This window comes from Pseudomonas sp. m6p, from assembly GCF_055760375.1.
This window is the reverse complement of sequence record NZ_CM147084.1, coordinates 2217695-2236590: the sequence shown is the minus strand read 5'-3', so window position 1 is coordinate 2236590 and position 18896 is coordinate 2217695. Positions and strand designations below refer to the sequence as shown.

Here is an 18896-nt window from a genome sequence, read left to right as displayed (position 1 = left end):
ACCCCGATTCAAATAAGTTCAATAAGTTAAAAGTTAATAAAGGAACGAATAATTAATGTGCTGCCGCCTGGCAGCACGATCAAAGCCTACCACTGTTAATCCCCCGGCTTCGGGTAACAAACCTGAGCATTGTGAATATCTATAAAAGTCCTTAATTTTCACCCCTGGCGCACTACATAAAGCTATGAGCGATCCGAAATATATTTGTGGGTCGAGCAGGAAGCAGTCTTACATTAGGATGCTGACGATCTACGCATGGAGGAAAATGTAAGCAATCGGAATTTATTTGCAGCCTCTCTAATTTGGACGTCTTCAGATGCAAGAGCCATGCTGACCAATTCCACCCTGCATTTTCGCGCAAACTTACTATCGGGCGATGTCGCGAACAGCCTATGTGGGGGTATCGGCATCTCAGAATCCAGTCCCAGATGCTTCAGATAACGTTCAAACATAAGAGTGAATTCATCACCTAAGACTCTGAATTCACCTCTGGGGAGTAATTCTCCCCATTTGCCATCAGAATTTTTTGAAAATTGGTTGAGCAATCCAGGATTGCTCGAAGTGCCCACTAATTGCCGTCGCGTGCGCCTTGAACTCCTAGCGAGTGCAAAATATACGAGCGTGCTTATTTTGTAAGACTCACCGTAAGGTAGGTCTTGAAGATTTCTCAGATACCAGTCCATTTCATAATCTGTCAATTTCGGCGAATTCTTCGAATGTAGGGACTTACCTTTGAGGGTCGGTACGGGTCGGCTTGAGGAAATCTCATGATAATAAAAGTCATAGAATTTATTCAGAACGGCCTGCGCGAGACCAAGTTGACGTGATGCGTCACGAGGTAACGAAAGGAACGGTCGCCAGTCAGGGTTGATCATCCAGTTTTGGTAACGATCCAATGGATCCGCGAGGAATTTTGAACAAGCTTTAGGAGCGCACCAGTCAGGCAGCGGATTGCAAAAAAAAGACGCGTACTGAAGGAGACCATTGGAATCTAAATCCAACAATGAAAAGCCTTGTGAGAAGCTCCAGTTCAGCAGGCGCTCGAGGTGCGTGGTTTCAAAATAGTAAGCCTCAGAAGCTTGCTCAGGATTCCAGCTATGCGCCAACCAAGCAAGATATCGTTGGCAGTACCAGACGCTGAAAAATGGAAGGCTGGTAGCTGTGACTGCCTCTAGGTTAGCGATCACATCGGCATTTTTGGGAAATGGACTGAGGCCTGATGGACGCCATTCAGCGTAAGGGCAGAAAATTGGGAAAGGGACAAACGGTGACGCCATGTGGACACCAGCATCGTAATATCGAATTTGTTAGCTGTGATTGTAGACGTTGAATGGTAAGCGGGACGCGACACTGATAAGTGGAAGGTCAGTCTAGGCTAGCTGAGAGGAATGCAAGGTAAGGCCATGAATTTTAGAGCGACACAGGTTTTTGGAAGAATAGTCACAGGATCGTGAAAATGGACAGTGCAGGAGGGACGTAACGTAATACGTTGTTTAACATAATATACATTATGCGTAGGGAAGGCTTGTTCGTGAGTGTTGCGTTACACAGGAAATTACCTAGGCTCAACTGCAACGCGTCCTACCGTAAGGAGCAGCTTCAGCTGTTGCGCTTATGCCCATTGTTCGTTTGAAAGACAATTCCGTGCCATCCGGACTCATTGGTTGGTTGCTGACCGATGACCGTGGACGACCGCGCTATTGGTCGACAGTCTGGTCTTCACTGGACGGTGCCAGCTTGGCGCCGTCCACACTACGAACCCAGCTGTCCGTCATCGAACAGCTGTACCAGTCGGCCAAACGGCTGTACCAGGCTGACTGCCTTGATCGCTTGATTGCGGAGCTCAAATTCGATGAGCTGGAAGCCTGTCTTGAGACGTTTTTCATCACGGCCAGGAATCATGGCACCCAGACTGCAGCCAACTACCATCCCAACTGGCGTGTGGCCTACGTTTTCGTCAAAAGTTGTGTTCAACGCCTGGTGAAGAGTCATGCCGATCCCGACATGCTTTGGCGGCTGAGCATGCGTCTGGAGCGCCTGGAGAAGCTGTTTGACTCGCTGGGGATGGCGCCCGCACCGCCGGCTGAGATTGTCCGAGCCTTGCCAAGTCCTGTGCTGGATGAGTTTTACCAGATCATTGATCCGTATTCCGTACGCAACCCCTTTAGAAACAACACGTTACGCTGGCGTAACTACGTATTATGTCTACTCATGTTGCATCTTGGATTACGTCGCGGTGAAACCCTGGTGCTGCCGATGGATGCATTAAAAAGCGAAAAGCGCTTCACCCCAACTGTGGGAATCGTGAACTGGTTGAATGTCGGCGACAATCCGTATCAGCGAGATCCACGCCCGGAACAACCTAGCTTAAAAAACAACAATGCCGCCCGGCAGCTACCCGTACCGCAAGCGTTGGCCAGCCTCATCAGGACCTTTGTCGAGAGCTACCGACCCTCGACCCGACACAGTTACTTATTTTCCTCGCTGGAAGGCAATCCACTATCATTACGCCAGGTCAATGGTATTTTTGTCACGATCACACGTGAGCTCACCGCCGAGGCACGCCAAACACTTCAGCAGTATCGCGGGGCCGGTTGTATTACACCGCACGACATGCGGCATACGTGTGCGACCATTAGGCTTCATCAATTTGTAGAAAATGGCGATGACATCGAGATGGCAATCCAGAGACTGCGAGCTTTTTTTGGCTGGGCCCGCACCTCGGATATGCCACGACGGTACGCACGAGCTTTTTTTGAGGATCGCTTAGCCACCGTTTGGAATCATGCATTTGACGTCCATGTCAGCCATCTGCGCTCCTAAAAAGGGCAGATGAAGGAGTAACGCATGCAGCGGAGTCAGTCGGGCTTTCCTGGAAACGCGAGACTGTTAGAGGCGTTGGCCCCCCTGCCTCCCCTGCCCTCCGTAATCCGTTATTGGGATGATTTTGCAGACTGCTGGAGAACCATAAGAAATCCAGAGGAAAATGTATGGTCCTTGGACATTAATGGTGTCCATCTTGAGTTTGAATTCAGTTGTTTTGATAAAGAAATAGTAAAGCTAATTAAGTTGTGGCTGATTGGTTGCACTTCTGAGTTAGCATGCATGACATTTAGTATGTATTTTCACTCACTGAAAAGACTTGATCAAAGGCTTATTTTAACGGTGTTGGATTTCTCAACGATTCCGCCACTTGGCTTGACTGATAAATGGGAGCACGAAATACTTCCAGTATGTGGCAATCATCAACTTAACGCACTCAAGTCGCTGCTGTTATTTTGTTGTGGTCAAAGCGTGGGGTTTCTGAGCAACGATTCCAGGCCTCGAATTGCATCACTTCGTCAACATCCCGTGGATAAATACGCCCGCGTCCGGAGTGGTGATGTATTTCTTGATCTATATGAAGACCGGAAAATTATTGATTTTTTGGATACGCTCAATGACGCCTCAAGCCATGATCTGGCTCATACCAAAACACCTCTTTTAATTAGTGCTTGTATCTTGTGTATTTGCTATCAGTTTGCGATGCGCCCCAAGCAGATCGCCAAACTTAAAGTGGAACATCTGAAGATATTTAGTTTTGAAAATACCGCCAGTGTGCAGTTGCGATTTTTTCGAGGGAAACAACGCAAGAGCACGGCACCTATACCGATGTTAAGAAAGATAAAACGCGAGTGGACCAATCTCTTTGTAGAGTTGCATCGACGGCGAACCACGGGCCAAGCGTCCCCCCAATCACCCGGTGCTCTAGCCGATTCCTTGTTTGGCCTGACGCCAGCAGGCGTCGTCACATCGCTGGCAAGACTCACCGCAGAACTGGGGTTGGATGGACGTAGTAGCACTGATTTCAGGCACAGCGCTGCGCAGCGTATGGTGGATGCAGGTGCCACCCAGGAAGAACTCGCTGAATACATGGGGCACAGCTGGTCAATGACTGGGCTGGTTTATTTTGAATCATCACCGACGCAAGCCGAGCGGGTAAATCGCGCTCTGGCCATTTCCCCGATATATAGCAAAATTGAGCGTATTGCCAGAAGCCGAACGATCAGTACGGAGGACTTATCGAACGCACTACCCGCGCACCAAATAGGCGGTATGCCACACGGAATACCCATAGCGGGAATTGGCATGTGTACCCTTGGTCAAGGGTTATGTGCAAAAAATCCGGTATTGTCATGTTATGGCTGTGATCGTTTCCTGGCGGTCCAGAATTCCAAGATTCATGAAGAGGTTCGTGACGGTTTGCGCCCTGTTGTACTGCAATTTTACAACGCATCAAGAGGCGAGAGCTACTCCCCTGCTTATTCGCAACTGCAAGATGTCCTCGAGCGGGTAGAACATGTCATTGATGAGCTGAACGGCGGCGTTGATAATGAATAATAACTTTAGATATTTTATTGAAAAAAATAAAACGCTCGCCATCTCCAAAGGCGTCAACTGGGACATCCCCACTGCACCTGATGGAACCGTAAAAAAAGGTGAAGGATGGCCGCTGTTCCGTATGGCGGGCAATCCCCGAATCCCTTATTGGCTTGCGGACTTAGGGACCGATATAAAAACCCTGGCGTTGATCAACGCGGAACGCAGCACACAAGGGCTGCCCCCCATCACAAGGACGATGCTGTCGAACGCGTGGCAAGACTTAATCAAAGCATGCGCTATTCATTATATTTATGTGAAAGGTGCATCCGCAGCGCATGCCAGTCAGTACATCGTGCGAACCATTCGTGTCATTGCATCTTGTTGCGGTAACGCTGAGCCGTGGGAGCTGAGCGTTGATCACATTGCGTCTGCACTTAAATTCGCATCACTGTTACAGCCTTCCGGCCAGTTGGCCAGAGGAATTAGCAATTCGGTACAAAATGTTTTGGACTTTAATTGTCTGACTGACCGCACTCCTTTGCTGCCTGCAGTGAGCGTTAAACGCCGAAACAATCGCGACGACATCTCTAATTTTCGACAAAACCTTTCGGAGCGCAAACGCTCTGAACGTCTTCCCGATTACAATGCATTCTGGGAATTGATCCGGATTGTTTTTACCGAAGAGCCACAGACATTTTATGACGAGTTGAGGTTTGCGCAAGCCAAAATTCTGGTGCTCTGTGGTCTGCGGATGGGCGAAACACCACTCATACAAGCCGATTGGTGCCAGGAGTTTTCTTATCTGAGTAAAAAGGGCATTTCCGCAGGTGAGTATGGTGGTATTTCCTCATCGATCGCTCTTAAATATTTTGTGGAAAAAAGAAGTATTTCGGATAAAGACGGCAAGCTCTTGTATCCAGATATCCAGCACATTCCCGAGATGTTCAGAGAGATTATTATTCAGTTCCTGGGACGGGTGCTTTTGCTTACCCAACCGCTCCGCACCACTCTTAAGAAACAGTATGAATTCAATCGGATTTTTGCTGATTTTCAACCGGACGAACTGGTGGCTGCTGCGGACCTCTATCCGTGTTTGACCGGCAACCCGTTTGTTTTTGAAGATGACCAGGAAGCTCGACTGATTGCGCAGTACAGGAAAAATTACGATATTGGTGTCCTGGATGAAATTGAAAGTCGGCAGTTGTTATTAAAAGAGCATGGCGGAAAACTGAAGAATGTTGTTCGTCAATATTTCGCTGTGCTGCGTAAAGGCTATGAATCGCTTACCCCTTTTCGCACAGTATCCGGCGCGCCTTGTAAGGTAAACTTTAGGACTGGGTACTTTAAGATCTCGGAGATGGAGCAACTGGTGAGATTAAAAATGCCGTCCAAGCTCTCCCCCCTAAAACCGTTGCGCACCACTGCAGGTTCGATACCGCCATATGACCTGTTATTTCTTGCGCCCATACGCGCGCTATCAGAGGGGCGAAATGACGGGCTGTGCGATATTCGTAAATACTGTTTTATTGGCATTCTCGATACGGTCGATTTGCGAAACCACTATTATAAAAGTCAGAGTGCAAACACCACATTTTTTCAACGGTATGGGCGTGATGAAGAAAACCAAGGCCTTACCATCAATAGTCATTCTCTGCGACACGTTCAAAACAGTGAACTCTTTAGGATGGGTGTGGCTGATACGATCATAACTAAACGTTATGGCCGTCGTAGCGTTGAGCAGTCGTACCAGTACGATCATCGCAGTTTGCTCGAGGAACTTGCCTCGATGGATTTACCCCAGGCTGCGCAAGACTTATTGTCGGCAGGCAGTTCGCAGGTGCTAGCGATGGTTCTGAGTGGAAAGGTTTCCGGTCCAGTTGTTGATGAGTTTCGAGAGATTCAGAAAACAATGGGCGATGAGGCAGCATTTCTCTATCTGGCGGGAGAAGCTGATGGATTTCACGTTACGCCTTATGGGTTTTGCATCAACAGTTTTGTAACCAATCCGTGTCCAAAACACTTAGAGTGTTACGGCGGTTGCCGTCATCTTTGTGTTACCGACTTGCAAACACATCAGCAAAATTTGGTGGGGCTTCGTGAAAAAATTGCATTAGCCGTTAACAAAATTGAGGCTCGCGTGAGCGACAGTATTGGTAGAACAAACCAATTGAATCATGCCAAGAAAACCTTAGAGAATATTGATCGAGCATTGGCGTGCCGACCGGGTGAAAAACCTTTTCCAGATGGTCCAGATTTGTCGGTACAGGTCCATCAAGTAGACTTGTTCGAAGGCTAGTTACCTTCACGCTGCTGCCCTGTTACCTGACTAGCGGAGAAATTATGTCAGTGCTGAGCAAACCTGTCCGCCGCACCGTCAGTGCGGGTCAGCTTGATGATGATCTCGTTCGCGTTCTCGAAGCCATGCTGGACAGCGGTGAGAAAATAACCGCCCATGCCATTGTGCGTAAAATCGAGAATCTAGGTGCCGTTTCCAGTCTCACCCGGGACACCTATCGCAGCGGCTTGATTGCGCAGTACCAGCAATTGCAAGTGGTCCGAAACCAGTGGGTCGAACGAGCGAAAAAAAACTCTCAACAACACTTGATAACCACTCTTGCGATGAAAGATGAGCGTATAGCGGACTTAGAGCGGCAAGTCGCTTTGCTGACAGCCTCTCACAAGGCAATAATCTTGGCCGTAGGTGAATTGGGTGGACTTCGTGCATGGCAGCGGTTTTTTCCGCATTACGATGAACACACGCTGATGGTCCTGCCCGATCTTGAAGAGCATAAGCCTGGTTCGACTTAGCTACCCCCCTGAACTGGCCTAATAATTCCGGACACCTCTTAAGGGCGATATGATTTCGCCAACTTGGAGGTTCCATGAACGAAAGAAAGGTCTACACCCGCGAGTTCAAGCTCCATGCTGCCAGCATGGTGCTTGATGATAACTGCCCGGTTCCAGACGTGTGCGCATCGCTGGATATTGGGCCTACGGCTCTACGGCGCTGGGTTGATCAGGTCCGCAAGGAACGCGAGGGCCAACCCGTTAAGGGCACCAAGGCTATTACCGAAGATCAGCGCCAGATCCAGGAACTGAAAGCCAAGATCAAGCGCATGGAAATGGAAGCCGAGATCCTAAAAAAGGCTACCGCTCTCTTGATGTCGGATCCCGATCGTTTCCGATGATCGCAGAGCTAAGAGAGTTGTTTCCGACCGCCGTGGTGTGTCGTGTTTTCGGTGTAAAGCGCAGCAGCTTTTATGAGTGGCTTCAGCGGCGAGCCAGGCCGCAGATCAGGCGCGAAGAACTCAAGCTGAAAGTGGTTGAGCTGCACAGCGAAAGCCGTGAAGCCATGGGCTCCAGAATGATCAGCAAGGGCCTGAAGTCCCAGAATATTGCAGCTGGAAGAAGCCTTGTCAGAGCGCTGATGAGGGAGGCCAACATTGTCAGTAAACAACGCCAGCCCCACCCATTCAGGTCCAAAGGAGTAGAAGCATTTGTCGCGCCCAATCGGCTTAAGCGCAACTTCAAACCGACTTCAATCGACCAGGTTTGGTGTGGCGACGTTACAAGCCTGATGGTGGGAAAACGCTGGATTCATCTGGCTATCGTGATCGATTTGTATGCTCGCCGGGTCATCGGTTGGGCATTTTCCCTGGTCAACGACGCGAACTTGGTCAGCAAGGCGCTGCGCATGGCGACAGAGGTACGAACGTGTCCTCCTGGGTTGATGTTTCACTCAGACCAGGGATGTCAGTACACCAGTCGCAAGTTTCAAGAAGAACTGATGCGCCACGGCATTTTGCAGAGCATGAGTCATCGCGGGCAGTGCTGGGACAATGCTCCAACAGAGCGTTTTTTTGGCACTCTGAAGTCAGAATGGGTACCTCGCAGCGGATACAGCCTGATCGAAGAAGCGAAAACCGATATGGTGCGCTTCTTCATGTACTACAACCGTACGAGGCTCCATAGCTACAACAACTACCTGTCGCCAATAGCTATGGAGCAAAAAGCGGCATAAACACCGTAATCGGTGTCTGGGATTACTTGACCAGTTCACCCCTCCTCCCATCCGGCGCGCTGCAATTACGGCGACAACTTTGACATAGGCTCAGAAGGGGCGTTTAACGTTCACAATGCCTTGATCATCACAGCCCCATCATATTGCTTCAGTCAACTGCCCTCGAATCGTCTCAAAAAGCTCTTCCAGCGTATCGCCTGACTGAACCCTAAAACATTCTACAAGCAGGCTTAGGGGGTGAACCTCCATCCTGTCTGCGAGCTGAGTCACCTTTTCCAAGGTTACGCCCTTCATACCTCGCTCCAAACTACTGATGTAGGTTCGGCTGCTGACCAGGCCAAAGTCTTCTTGCGTGAGCCCTTTGCGTAATCTCATATTCCGTAGGGCCTCTGCGAATGCTTCCTTCAATTCCATTTTGCTCACCATGCAAAAGGAACGATGAAGCCTTTTTGAATCCTATAGCACTACAATCTATAGGGCTCATTGAGGATTGATTATGGTTAAGCCAGCAAATACGAAAAGCGCTTTGCCCGAGACGGCTCGTGTCTACGTGGCAGTGCTGGATGAGTTGGATCGCGACGCCCGTGTCCAGATAAAGGGTTTTGATTGCAGCACTGAATTGGTGAGATTCTTAGACGATTGCAACCGCGACGGCTCTCCGTCTTGCATTGTGGATGTTCAGATGGCGTTACCGCCTTGGCTCAATGCTACAGACCGTTGGGTCGTCCAACCTCTCATAGCCATAGCCTACGGGCGGTTCCAGGCACCGGGTGGACGCGTACGAACGAAATACATTTTCCAGGTCACCTCCGGATTCATGTATACCGACGACGCGCTGGTTTTCCCTTTAAATATCCAGGAGTGCACAATCTTATACAAGATGGGTGATCCCCCAGGCTTCGGCCAGCAACCGCACCTAGAGCCACACCAGGTTCAGATATCCGCACTCATCGAAAGATCATTAAACGCAGCTACTGGCGCTCAATAAATACTCATTGCAGTCGCCACCTTGCCACCTCCACCCTTGCGCGGGATGAGCCGCTATGCATCTTAGCAAGTGCCGGCCAGCACGGTTACTGGGCAACGGCTGCTGGGGTCCTCTCAACGGCATCGCCAATTTGTACTAGCAGATCGATCAAGCGACTCCGCACCCTGGCGTCATCTGGAGCAATGGTTCGAGCAACGCTTTCAGGATTCTCGATCAGTCGTGTAAGAGCCTCAAAATCATTTTCGTTCAGATCAAGTTCCAGGATCACCTTACGAGTCATAAAGCAGCTCCAGCAGGCAGCAAATGGGATGTTTTTCAGGTTAACACTCAGGGGTAATGAAGCAACCTGAATACAGATATCTACAGCGGGATTGACCTCTCTCAAAGCCTGTGACGCAGGGCTCTGTTCTGGCCGCGGCTAGAAATGTATTTTAACGAGGTCCAATCTTTGGCCCTGTCGATTAGCACAGGTAAAGCACATCAGTACTGACACCGTGACGCTTGAATGTACAAGTAATAAGATATAGCGTTGAGCCACCAAGCGATATCAAGTGATGCATGTATCAAATACGATTACCGCAGGCCAGCAGTGACATGCCTATCAGGTTTTTTATGGAATCACCCTTTTCCTGTCAGGGGATCTTGTCTAAGCGCACGTCAATGGACGTTCTTGCAGTGCACATAGCGCCTCAGAGGTCCTTGATGCAATGCTCCATTAAAACCTGAAGTGTTGTCACATTCGGCTACGGTGATCCTATCAATTCTTGCGCCATCAGCACTAGACCGAAAAAACCTAATCTAGTTTACCTACGAGATTATGAAGTTAACCTATTAAAATTGAGGTATATCTTGCGCGACGCCACCCAACAAAACGAGAGTTTTGCTATCGAATTCAAGGACAGAATCGCAGCGTTTTCAGAACAGCAGGCGCTTAAGTTTTTCAATCTTGTATTGGATTTAGGAGAAACCTACGGTACGGGCTATCAGTTTGAAGGTGCAATTCATTTAGTGCTGGATAACAGTATTATACAATCATACAAGCACAGGAGTACTCAGCCACATCGTGAGTTACAAGCTTTGGCATATACTGCATTCTGCCGCTTTGTGACTGGATGGGGCGATCGCGAGACTTACTTGGCGCTATCACCGGCGGCGATTTACGAACACTTGGGGCGCCCTGACCAAGTCACCAAAACTCAAATAGAAAGGGCATGCGCTGAGCTATCTGAATATTTTTCAGAAACAGGGCTAAAAATAAAGATGATCGGTTTTAGAAACCCTTCGGAACTGATGCAGCACCTCCAAGCAATAGCCACAGATGACAAGTACTTAAGCGATTATTTTAAAGAAGTGGAATTTTCCGATTGGAAGACTGATTTGCGAGCGCCATTTGGCGTGAAAATCCCGCTAAGCATCGCTTTCTCTAAAATACCTGACAACCTGCCACTCCAGTACTTTAGCCCATGGTATGTTAAATTTGTTCTTTCCAGTCGAGTGGAACGACTGATTGCGCAACAGTCTCAACAAAACATTGAAGCTCGGCCGATCATGAGTGGTGAGCTATCAGAATCACTTGCAGCAATGAATGATTTTACTAAGAAAGGTGTTTTAAGAGGGTTGGGTGACATTGACATGCTTCAGCTTTGCGATATAAACAGCCAATACCAGAGCAAGGCCAGTCAAGTGCTGCTTGGACAAACTTTTGATAAAGGTCTATCTAAAGTCCTTCACCAGAGAACTGTTTTTTTTGAAAGCAGCTGTATCGAATATGGAACTGCACAGACAGAGGCGCAAATAGAGGCCTCCGTGAGACTAATGACATCTAATCCATTCAAAGCCCAAGACGATCGTGCTAAGAAATTGAGCGGATATCTATCAAGTTTCTGTGAAACGCTTAAAACAACCTGCATTGAGGCACAAAAAAAAGCGCGCTAGTCAATTGTCTCGCTTTGCTTTGTTCAAGTATGAGTCTCAGTCCTCAAAGAGCTTCCGATGTTCCCTCTCACCAGGTCTTCTCGAAGCGAGGTAAGGAGCATTTTCGTCTGACAGGCGGCCAATATCCAAGCGGCTCCAGCTATCTCTCACTGGAAGTGAAAAATACCGCTCAGGGTGTCCTTTCGCCTTCAGCCTGAACCAACTGTTGAAAAGCAAAACCGACTATCAGTGTTCGACTACAAACTCCCGGTACCTTAGAACTTGATCGGCAGACGGTTGGGCGCTGGTGCATCGTTTAGGCCACGGAAGAATGGTTTTTTAAGCATCCAGCGTGCTTAATGTCATGGTTGAACGGTTTGAATGTATTTATAGGAGTTGGGATTCTCGAGAACGACTAGGATTGGAACGAGTAAAATCCCCCTGATGCCCTCCTCCTGGGCTACGATGAATCAAGGTGCCGCAAAGGGCACCTGCCATTACTCGGGCAGCGTCTGCTCACGGACCACTTAATGCCACGCCGCTATAAAAGCTGACGAAACCTCGGCCTGAACGAAGCAGACGTGTAGAGAACAGGTGCTAACTGGGCCTCGAATCGCAAGGTTATCCCACCTCAGCCACAAGCTATGGCTCTAGTGCCCCTGTATACCTCGGAAGGCCTCTGTCTGTTCTAAAGCTGCACTTCGACGATCACCAAGGTCAATGAGAGTATCCAATATGCGCAGTAAACATTGCGCTTGTTCGGTATGCAGTGGGAAGTTGTTGTCCGCAAGACGTTGAACGACTCCTGCCATGCGCGCCGCAAGTGTTGTTCCAATCCAACTTGCTTCCGCAGAGGCCAATTTCACTAAGGCGGCATTCACTTGCAGGATAAAACTGTCGAGTGGGTATGCGGCGTCCGCGCGCTCACATAGCGTCAAAAATTTATCCATGACGTAAGCAGACCAACCTACGGCAGAAACGAGTTTGGTGACCAAAGGCATGACCATATCGATCTGCGACCAATCTCCATTGGCAAATCTTTTGGCATCGGGCGCATTCTCTACCGAAACAAACAGCAGTGCCTCGATGAGAACCGGCAGGTCATTTCCATAAACCTTGCCTGCACGGTATCTACCCCTAATGAAAGTAGGATCGCTGATGACGCGTTCCACACATAACTCCAACAGGTCCAATACGTTTTTGGGAACATCCAAAGAGTCCATGACATGGCGACACACCGTCCTATCAGTAAATCGCGAAAGCACCGATAACGCCTTGTCGTCATCCGAGAGAAAAGGCTCAACGCATTTCTGACGTATCCACTCTATTTCCAGCCAGGGAGCGGTACGCGCAAGTAGATCCCCCAGCGCGGATTGCCACTTATAAATTTCAGACTGATGGGAACGGCGCGCCTTTTCCTTGATCCAGGGCGGCATCAAACGATCGGCGGTCCATGACACAAATTGCTCTAGCGTATTTTGCCAATGCACCCGATAGCAACCGGGCTGACACCATTCTTCAATGGGAAACAGCGGAACAATTTTGGCGGCAAATTCGGCGTCAAACGACGGGGTGGAATCCTGCCAGCTCTCCTCGTCATCCCATTGCTCGTCATCGGTGCGCCTTGAGGTCGACTCAGTCCACGCGGGAGGGACATCAATAAACGGCGTCGCCGTAGGGGTGGCAAGACGGACCAGCGCGCGTGCGAGCCCTTCTTCCCGAACCAACTGGTTTCTTGAGTTATCCTGACCACCTCGTGCGCTGTAAGTCGGCCCCCAATAGATCGACAGATCCATTGCCAACTGTGCAGTGACCCAACGTACGTGTTCGTCGGCATCCGTCAGTAGGCCCCGAAAAGCGAAGTGGGCTACGTCGTCCAGTGGATGCATGGTGAGTTTGAGCAAACGTGCAGTCGAGTCATCGTTGGCCATTCTCGAGCGGCGTAGGTGAACCAGCGCGACGATTAGATGATTCGTGGGGTGCCACGATATTCGTGCGCCTGGATAGGATTCTGGCTCGTCCATACCCTCGACGCGAGCCAATACGGCCCATGCCCACTCCTGGCTGTTACTGGCAGTCGAATCAAAACGAATGACACAGGCGGCGATGGCTGAGATGGCACTCTGCTCCGCATGACCGCCGACATCGCTGCGCACCGCAAACATTAAGTCGGAGTCATGGGCCTTGGCGAACGCGACGGCATTGGCTATATCCCAGTCGGCCCGAGGTGCGTTTTCAGAGAGCGATTGTGTGGCCCATCCCAAGGCCCATTGTGCCTGCAAGAAGGCAGTGGCCTCTTCGAGTCGCTTTTGCTGTTTAGGTGCGAGTGGTACTGGTGACTGGTAGGTGACCATCACACCGTTATCGGATGTTGCGGTCTGCCGATAATTTTTTATGTCGCCTAGACCGGCCCAGCGCCTGGCCTGCTCCTCTAGGTGCGCGGTTTCGCTGGAATCATCCCGCAGTTCCACGATTTCATATGGCAAATTGCTGGGGAACGCCTCGATAGCAGCCTTGAACTGCGCACGTAGATGTTCATCGCGGCTCAACGCAAATGACATAGCCAGTTGGTGCACATTACGTAACCGACTTTCGCGTTTATCCAAAAAAGCCTTGGCAAGTGCCTTGGCCCCGGTGAGTCGAGACAGGAAACCCAAACCTAGGATGTCGATGTCCTTGGAAGGCCCATGCACCACGCGCGCAATATCGTGACTCCACAGTTTTTGACAGGTCACAAGAGCCAGCGTCACGTCTGAGACTTCCAAGGTTTCAAGTGCCAGAACTAGCGCCAGCCCCAAAGAGGCATAACACTCGCTGCCTCCTTCGAGAATCAATTTGATGACCTCGCCTGCGGGGCGGCCCTGATCAATCACCTGAAAGGCCCAGTAGCTGAGGGCAAGATAGGCACATTCAAGCGGTGCTGCCGCCAGTTGTCCTTGCGACCAACTGTAGACGTGCCAATCGCCCCAAAACGACTGTTTTCCCCATGGGAACTCAACTAAAACGGGAAGTGGCGTACCCATGGTGCGCCGATTAAGCGCATAAATTTGCCGCCAGCCGGTCACCGCATGGTTGCTCACGTCGCGAACTAGCTGAAGCGCGCATGCCGGTGCATGGTCAAAAAGGCTGGAAAACGGTTCGTGCCGCGCCGAGGGGTCCATGTAATAGCGGTGGTGTCGATTAATCCCAATGTCATCCAGGCTATAGCGGTCCTGGCCGATCGGGAAAAAAGCCGAATTCAGCTCGTTGCGTTCGTGCGGCGTGCGCTCTGCTTCCGGAATCGCGCGCAGTTTTTTTAATCGCTGAAGGTGCACGTCATCCTCCTGCTGCTGACGCTCAAACCTTTCCTGTGGCAGCTCCTCCATCAGCGCAGCCTTAGTTACCGCAACGACCGCTTCGGGGGCGATCTCGCTCAGCATCGGTGCAAATGCCATGAGATCGTTGTACGCCGCCTCTCGCACATCGGCATCGACGGCAGCACGTGCCAACAACGCGACAGCGGGTTCAGGATAAGTGCGCGCAGAGCGAAGGATTGTATAGCGAAGCGAGCTGGCAAGACTGGAGCTGGCTTCTCCCCTCAGCGCTTGCCACTGGAGGCCCACCTCATCGGCCGGTTCCAAATGTTCGGACCGCTCCATTTGAAGCAGCCAGCTGCTGCACTGTTGTACGAGCGCAGCACTTCGAGCGTTCTGAAGGTTCGCCCACATGTTTTGCCAGACGCTAAAGACTTCGAGTACGTGGGGGACGAGGCGCACTGGAAGTGAAGGCGCGAGCGGCAAGAGCCAATCAAGCAGGCGCCCCCAACTGCGGACATCCGACGGCCAGCCCACCAAGTGAGCAACACGAATTTTCTCAACCCCCTCCCCGGCCTCATCAGGTCGTTGAAGGACCACCGGGTTGGGGATGGTGTGCTGCGCTTGGTACCAAACCAGTAACTTCTCCAAGAGAATGAAGTCGTTCTCACGCAGCAGCACTGCAAACTCCACTTTGGATTCATTTTTGTTGAAGGCAGAAGTAAAGGGTGGCGCCGTCAGCCATTCCCGCCGCCATTGTGGTCGCAGCGATTGGCCTTCCAGTGCGCGATAGCCTTCAGTCCATTTACCGGGTGTAGCCAATGCGTTCTGCGCGAGCAGCGCAATCACGCGACCAAGTAGGGGAGCCTCCCCGGCGTTGCTCAGCGCTACCTGCCAATCGGGGCTGAGTTCAATCAAAAGACGGAAAAAAGCCCACTCAAAAAAGATGTCGTGAGTGAACGAAAATGAGGCTCCACCATCCTGCTCTCGGATAATCAGATCAGTTTTGAGCGCTTCGATCTGGGCGATCGTGCCCTCCTTCAGGTGCCGCACGGATATGTTTTTGCCGAGATTTCGCACACCAGACTCGGCCAGGTCGATGAGCGCCCTCTTACGTAACTGGGCCGCAGGCTGCCCGGCATCGTGCCCCGCACGAGACCACCATTCTGAAATCAGGTCGATCTCTGATTGAGGGGACGCGCCTCCTGGGGACCAGCCACCTGCCAAAACGGCAGCAAAGAACGGCCGTCGCGCAATGTCACGAACAGCGGGCGCATCAATTAACAGTGGTCGCAGGTGAGGTTTCGCAATTGCCAGCACGGCCGCTTCGTCGTCGGTGAAGGGACCCGCAGTGACGTCGCCGATACCGTTGTCGCGGTAGAAACTCGCGGGGAACCAGGCACGATAAGGTTCAAGTCCCTGGTCGCGCGAGCTGGCGAGAACTTTCCAGCAACTCAATGCCTGATGGCTTTCAATAACTCGCAGGAGATCGGTGATCACGCCCTTCTGATCCGGGCGAACACGGTCGATCCCGTCGATAAACAATACCGGTGTCCCCGTCACGCCGATTTCGCCAAGCAACTCTTCAGGGGAATGCCGCAGCCCGAGTGTCGATGCGAAAGCGGACCAACTGCTGGCCAGCAGGCGATCAGATTTGAGGAACAGAATTGGCCCCAGAGTGGCCGCGCTGGAGGCATATTGTTTGAGGGCGGCCGATTTTCCGCAACCCGGCAACCCAGTGATGTTGACCAAACGACACTGCGCTAGGCGTTTGCCGATGGCCTCCTGCAAAGCAGGTCGCTCAACGTGAAAATCATCGATGCTATCCGAGACGTCGGCCAACCCCTCCCGCGAAAATCGATGGATGATGTCCAGGTCATGGGCATAGCTGGGGGCGGTACGAAGCCGCGCTACGCCACGCAGTTGCTGTAGCAGCGTCGTCCGCGTCCATTTCCGTGCATGGCCTGCGCCGTCGCGGGCAATGCGACACAAACGGTCAAACAACAGGTCCTCTTGGCCGGCACCATTTTCAACCAACATCTCCTGTAGCTGTGTCACCAGTCCGGCACGGGTCACCCCGCCTTCGTCCAATCCATCGATCTTTCGCGCCACCAAGTCACGATAAAAATCTGCTTCGGCGTCTTCCGTTGTGGCACCAGTTAAAGGATAGAGTGTTTGCCGGAGCCTACATTCCGCGGTCGCGGCCGTACCCCCCGCTTCAAAGCGCCTGGCAAAATCGGCCCCGCACGGACTCGCCCGGGCCCATTCAATGAGACGGCTTAGGGCCCTGAAAGGCGCCACGGCCACGTGCTCGGTGATGACCCCGTACGCATCTCTGCCTGGCTGAAATTGTGGACTCTTACGCGTGGCGACAGACGCCGACATCACTTCAAGAAAATCGGTATTGCTCGCCGCGGCACTGATACGCAATGAACGTTTAACCTGCAAGGCCAGGACTCGTCGTCCCTCCACATCATTTATTTCAACTATGATGTCGTCCATCGGCTGATCCGCAGCCTGCTGCACCGCCACGGACTGAACCACGCCCGGGAGCCCAGCGGCATGCCCTTCAAGTAAAAGAGCCGTCAGGTAGTAGGCAACCACCGTGTCTTCGTAACTGAAGCCCGCACCGCCGGTGAGTTCTGTTGAGGTCGCTTGACTGTCCGTGTCTGAAGTCATGAGTTCAATTGCCTGCCAAAAAGGGTTTGTAAATGACGTTGTTGAGGCATCTTCGTTACCTTGGTCGACGGCGTCCACTGTAAAAATGGATTGATGAGCTGCGTCGAGCCTCGCCAATTTCTGCAGCTCAATCGGGCGTCCTTCGATTCAATCTGAACTGATGATCCGCATGTTGATCGTCGACTACTGTTAAATTAGGGTTAGTTGTCCTTCATACCGTCACCGCTCTACCCCTCATGCAACCTGGAGGCAGCGATGTCAGCACCGTTAAAGCGCAAGGATCAGCAAGGTGTTACCTACCAGCGTCCAGCTGAAATTGAGGTATGGATTTCAAAACTGGAAACGGTGGATGCTGGTGAACGGCTTTCGCAGTTCGCTCTACCGAAAAAAAGCTTGAGTTACGTACCTTCTGAGGTTTTGGTCTACTTCCTCCGTAGGGCCTGGGGAGCGGCTGACCATGAGGTGTTCGAGAAAACCTTTCGACTGCTCTTGGCGCGAGTTGACCGGTCGCTGCGCTCAAGGCTTTGGGATTCAGATATTGGAAATGCTTCAGACATTTGCGATGAAATTATCAGCCGCTTTGTTCTGCTGATAACTAATGACTGTAACTCGGATAAGGGGCTTTTAGATTTTTACGAAATCCGTTTTGACAGGGCTATTTGTACCATTCGGGCTTCTGTTCTACGCAAATTCTACACCGAGGTTGGCGACGTTATTTTGGTCCCATTTGATCACCAGGACATAGACGGAGCGCCACTCTCGGCTGAGGTAGAAGCCACTTTAGACAATTACCTCAGCGATGAATCGAGCAAAATTGATGATCCAGCTTTCCGGATCGCTCTATTTTCAGCGATTGACCAACTGCCACAGGATCAGAGGCAGGTTATCGGGCTTCGACTGAAGGGTATTCCCGTACAGTCCAATGACCCTTCCGTCATGACAATCGCACGAATGCTTCAGTGTGACGACCGTACGGTGCGAAACAGAAGCGCCCGTGCGCTTAAATCTCTCAAGGCCGCTCTTGAAGAGGAGGTTGGAAAATGAGTACTGACAAGTCAATATCTACTGAAGAGGAAGTCTTATTAGCTTTCGCAGTAGAAGAACAGCATAACCATTTAATGTTGGAGCGGTATATTAAACAGTATCCGCAATACACAACTGCACTAGTGGATTGTTCTATCGAATTTTTTCTCGACTCCGAACATTCCGAATCAGATAACAAACTTTCATCTGACACCGCAGTAGATCGAGCCTGGAAGCAATTCGAGGCCACTATGCCTTGCGACACAAGAGAAAAATCCTTTGTAAACCCTTTCGTGCAGCTAAGCTCTACTGCCTTTCGAGAGGTCGCAAAAAAACTAAATGTAAATAGTTTGTTTCTGGGAAGAGTAAGGGATCGCACGATTGAATCTAGTACTTATCCGATTAAATTTGTTCAGAAAATTGCGTGCGAGCTTGGAACTTCAGTTGATAGTATGCTCGAGTACTTAGCGAGACCTCCGACTATAGTTTCTAGCCAAAGTTTTAGATCTAGTGTGAAGCCAACGGTAAGCGAGCAAATATCATTTGATCATGCAGCGGAAATTTCACAGCTATCTCGTGCTCAAGAGGAGGCGCTAGCAGCGCTTCGAGACTAAAC

Annotated in this window: 13 protein-coding genes; 9 read left to right on the top strand and 4 right to left on the bottom strand. The window is 50.8% G+C overall.

Annotated features, from left to right (window positions below; all coding sequences use genetic code 11):
* Positions 1-233 precede the first annotated feature (233 nt).
* A complete protein-coding gene (locus tag ACYZUM_RS10045; RefSeq protein WP_142579887.1) occupies positions 234-1277 on the bottom strand; it encodes a hypothetical protein in 1044 nt (347 codons plus the stop codon).
* Between the two features lie 337 nt (positions 1278-1614).
* On the opposite strand from ACYZUM_RS10045, the gene ACYZUM_RS10040 reads away from it, so the two are divergent.
* The 6 genes from ACYZUM_RS10040 to ACYZUM_RS10015 all read left to right on the top strand — a co-directional run bounded on the left by ACYZUM_RS10040 (position 1615) and on the right by ACYZUM_RS10015 (position 8383).
* The gene (locus ACYZUM_RS10040; protein WP_108184587.1) at positions 1615-2823 is read left to right on the top strand and encodes a tyrosine-type recombinase/integrase; all 1209 of its coding nucleotides are present in this window, start codon (positions 1615-1617) and stop codon (positions 2821-2823) included.
* 24 nt (positions 2824-2847) lie between these two features.
* On the top strand, positions 2848-4380 hold the full coding sequence (locus ACYZUM_RS10035) for a site-specific integrase (protein WP_108182705.1): 1533 nt from the start codon (positions 2848-2850) through the stop codon (positions 4378-4380).
* Positions 4373-6658 (top strand): hypothetical protein, encoded by a 2286-nt coding sequence (locus ACYZUM_RS10030; RefSeq protein ID WP_108184586.1) that lies wholly within the window; start codon positions 4373-4375, stop codon positions 6656-6658. The genes ACYZUM_RS10035 and ACYZUM_RS10030 overlap by 8 nt, the downstream gene beginning before the upstream one ends.
* 125 nt (positions 6659-6783) lie before the next feature.
* Positions 6784-7170: a hypothetical protein gene (locus tag ACYZUM_RS10025; RefSeq protein WP_108184391.1), complete on the top strand. Its 387-nt coding sequence runs from the start codon at positions 6784-6786 to the stop codon at positions 7168-7170.
* A gap of 74 nt (positions 7171-7244) precedes the next feature.
* The gene (locus tag ACYZUM_RS10020; protein WP_008047186.1) at positions 7245-7550 is read left to right on the top strand and encodes an IS3 family transposase; all 306 of its coding nucleotides are present in this window, start codon (positions 7245-7247) and stop codon (positions 7548-7550) included.
* Positions 7547-8383, top strand: coding sequence for an IS3 family transposase (locus ACYZUM_RS10015; RefSeq protein ID WP_473061319.1), 837 nt, complete (start codon positions 7547-7549; stop codon positions 8381-8383). The genes ACYZUM_RS10020 and ACYZUM_RS10015 overlap by 4 nt, the downstream gene beginning before the upstream one ends.
* Before the next feature lie 138 nt (positions 8384-8521).
* Here ACYZUM_RS10015 and ACYZUM_RS10010 read toward each other — a convergent pair whose 3' ends face one another.
* Both ACYZUM_RS10010 and ACYZUM_RS10005 read right to left on the bottom strand, forming a co-directional pair.
* Positions 8522-8758, bottom strand: a complete 237-nt coding sequence (locus ACYZUM_RS10010) for a helix-turn-helix domain-containing protein (RefSeq protein WP_262381371.1) — start codon at positions 8756-8758, stop codon at positions 8522-8524.
* Between the two features lie 698 nt (positions 8759-9456).
* Positions 9457-9651, bottom strand: coding sequence for a hypothetical protein (locus ACYZUM_RS10005; RefSeq protein WP_108182702.1), 195 nt, complete (start codon positions 9649-9651; stop codon positions 9457-9459).
* A 569-nt stretch (positions 9652-10220) separates the two neighbouring features.
* Between ACYZUM_RS10005 and ACYZUM_RS10000 the strand changes: the two genes are divergently transcribed.
* Positions 10221-11306, top strand: a complete 1086-nt coding sequence (locus ACYZUM_RS10000) for a hypothetical protein (RefSeq protein ID WP_142579962.1) — start codon at positions 10221-10223, stop codon at positions 11304-11306.
* Between the two features lie 629 nt (positions 11307-11935).
* Here ACYZUM_RS10000 and ACYZUM_RS09995 read toward each other — a convergent pair.
* Positions 11936-17374 (bottom strand): NACHT domain-containing protein, encoded by a 5439-nt coding sequence (locus tag ACYZUM_RS09995; protein ID WP_473061318.1) that lies wholly within the window; start codon positions 17372-17374, stop codon positions 11936-11938.
* A gap of 138 nt (positions 17375-17512) precedes the next feature.
* Between ACYZUM_RS09995 and ACYZUM_RS09990 the strand changes: the two genes are divergently transcribed.
* Together ACYZUM_RS09990 and ACYZUM_RS09985 are read left to right on the top strand one after the other, a co-directional pair.
* Entirely contained in the window at positions 17513-18301 is a 789-nt protein-coding gene (locus tag ACYZUM_RS09990) for an RNA polymerase sigma factor (RefSeq protein WP_108184584.1), read from the top strand.
* Entirely contained in the window at positions 18298-18894 is a 597-nt protein-coding gene (locus ACYZUM_RS09985; protein WP_108184583.1) for a hypothetical protein, read from the top strand. The genes ACYZUM_RS09990 and ACYZUM_RS09985 overlap by 4 nt, the downstream gene beginning before the upstream one ends.
* Positions 18895-18896 lie beyond the last annotated feature (2 nt).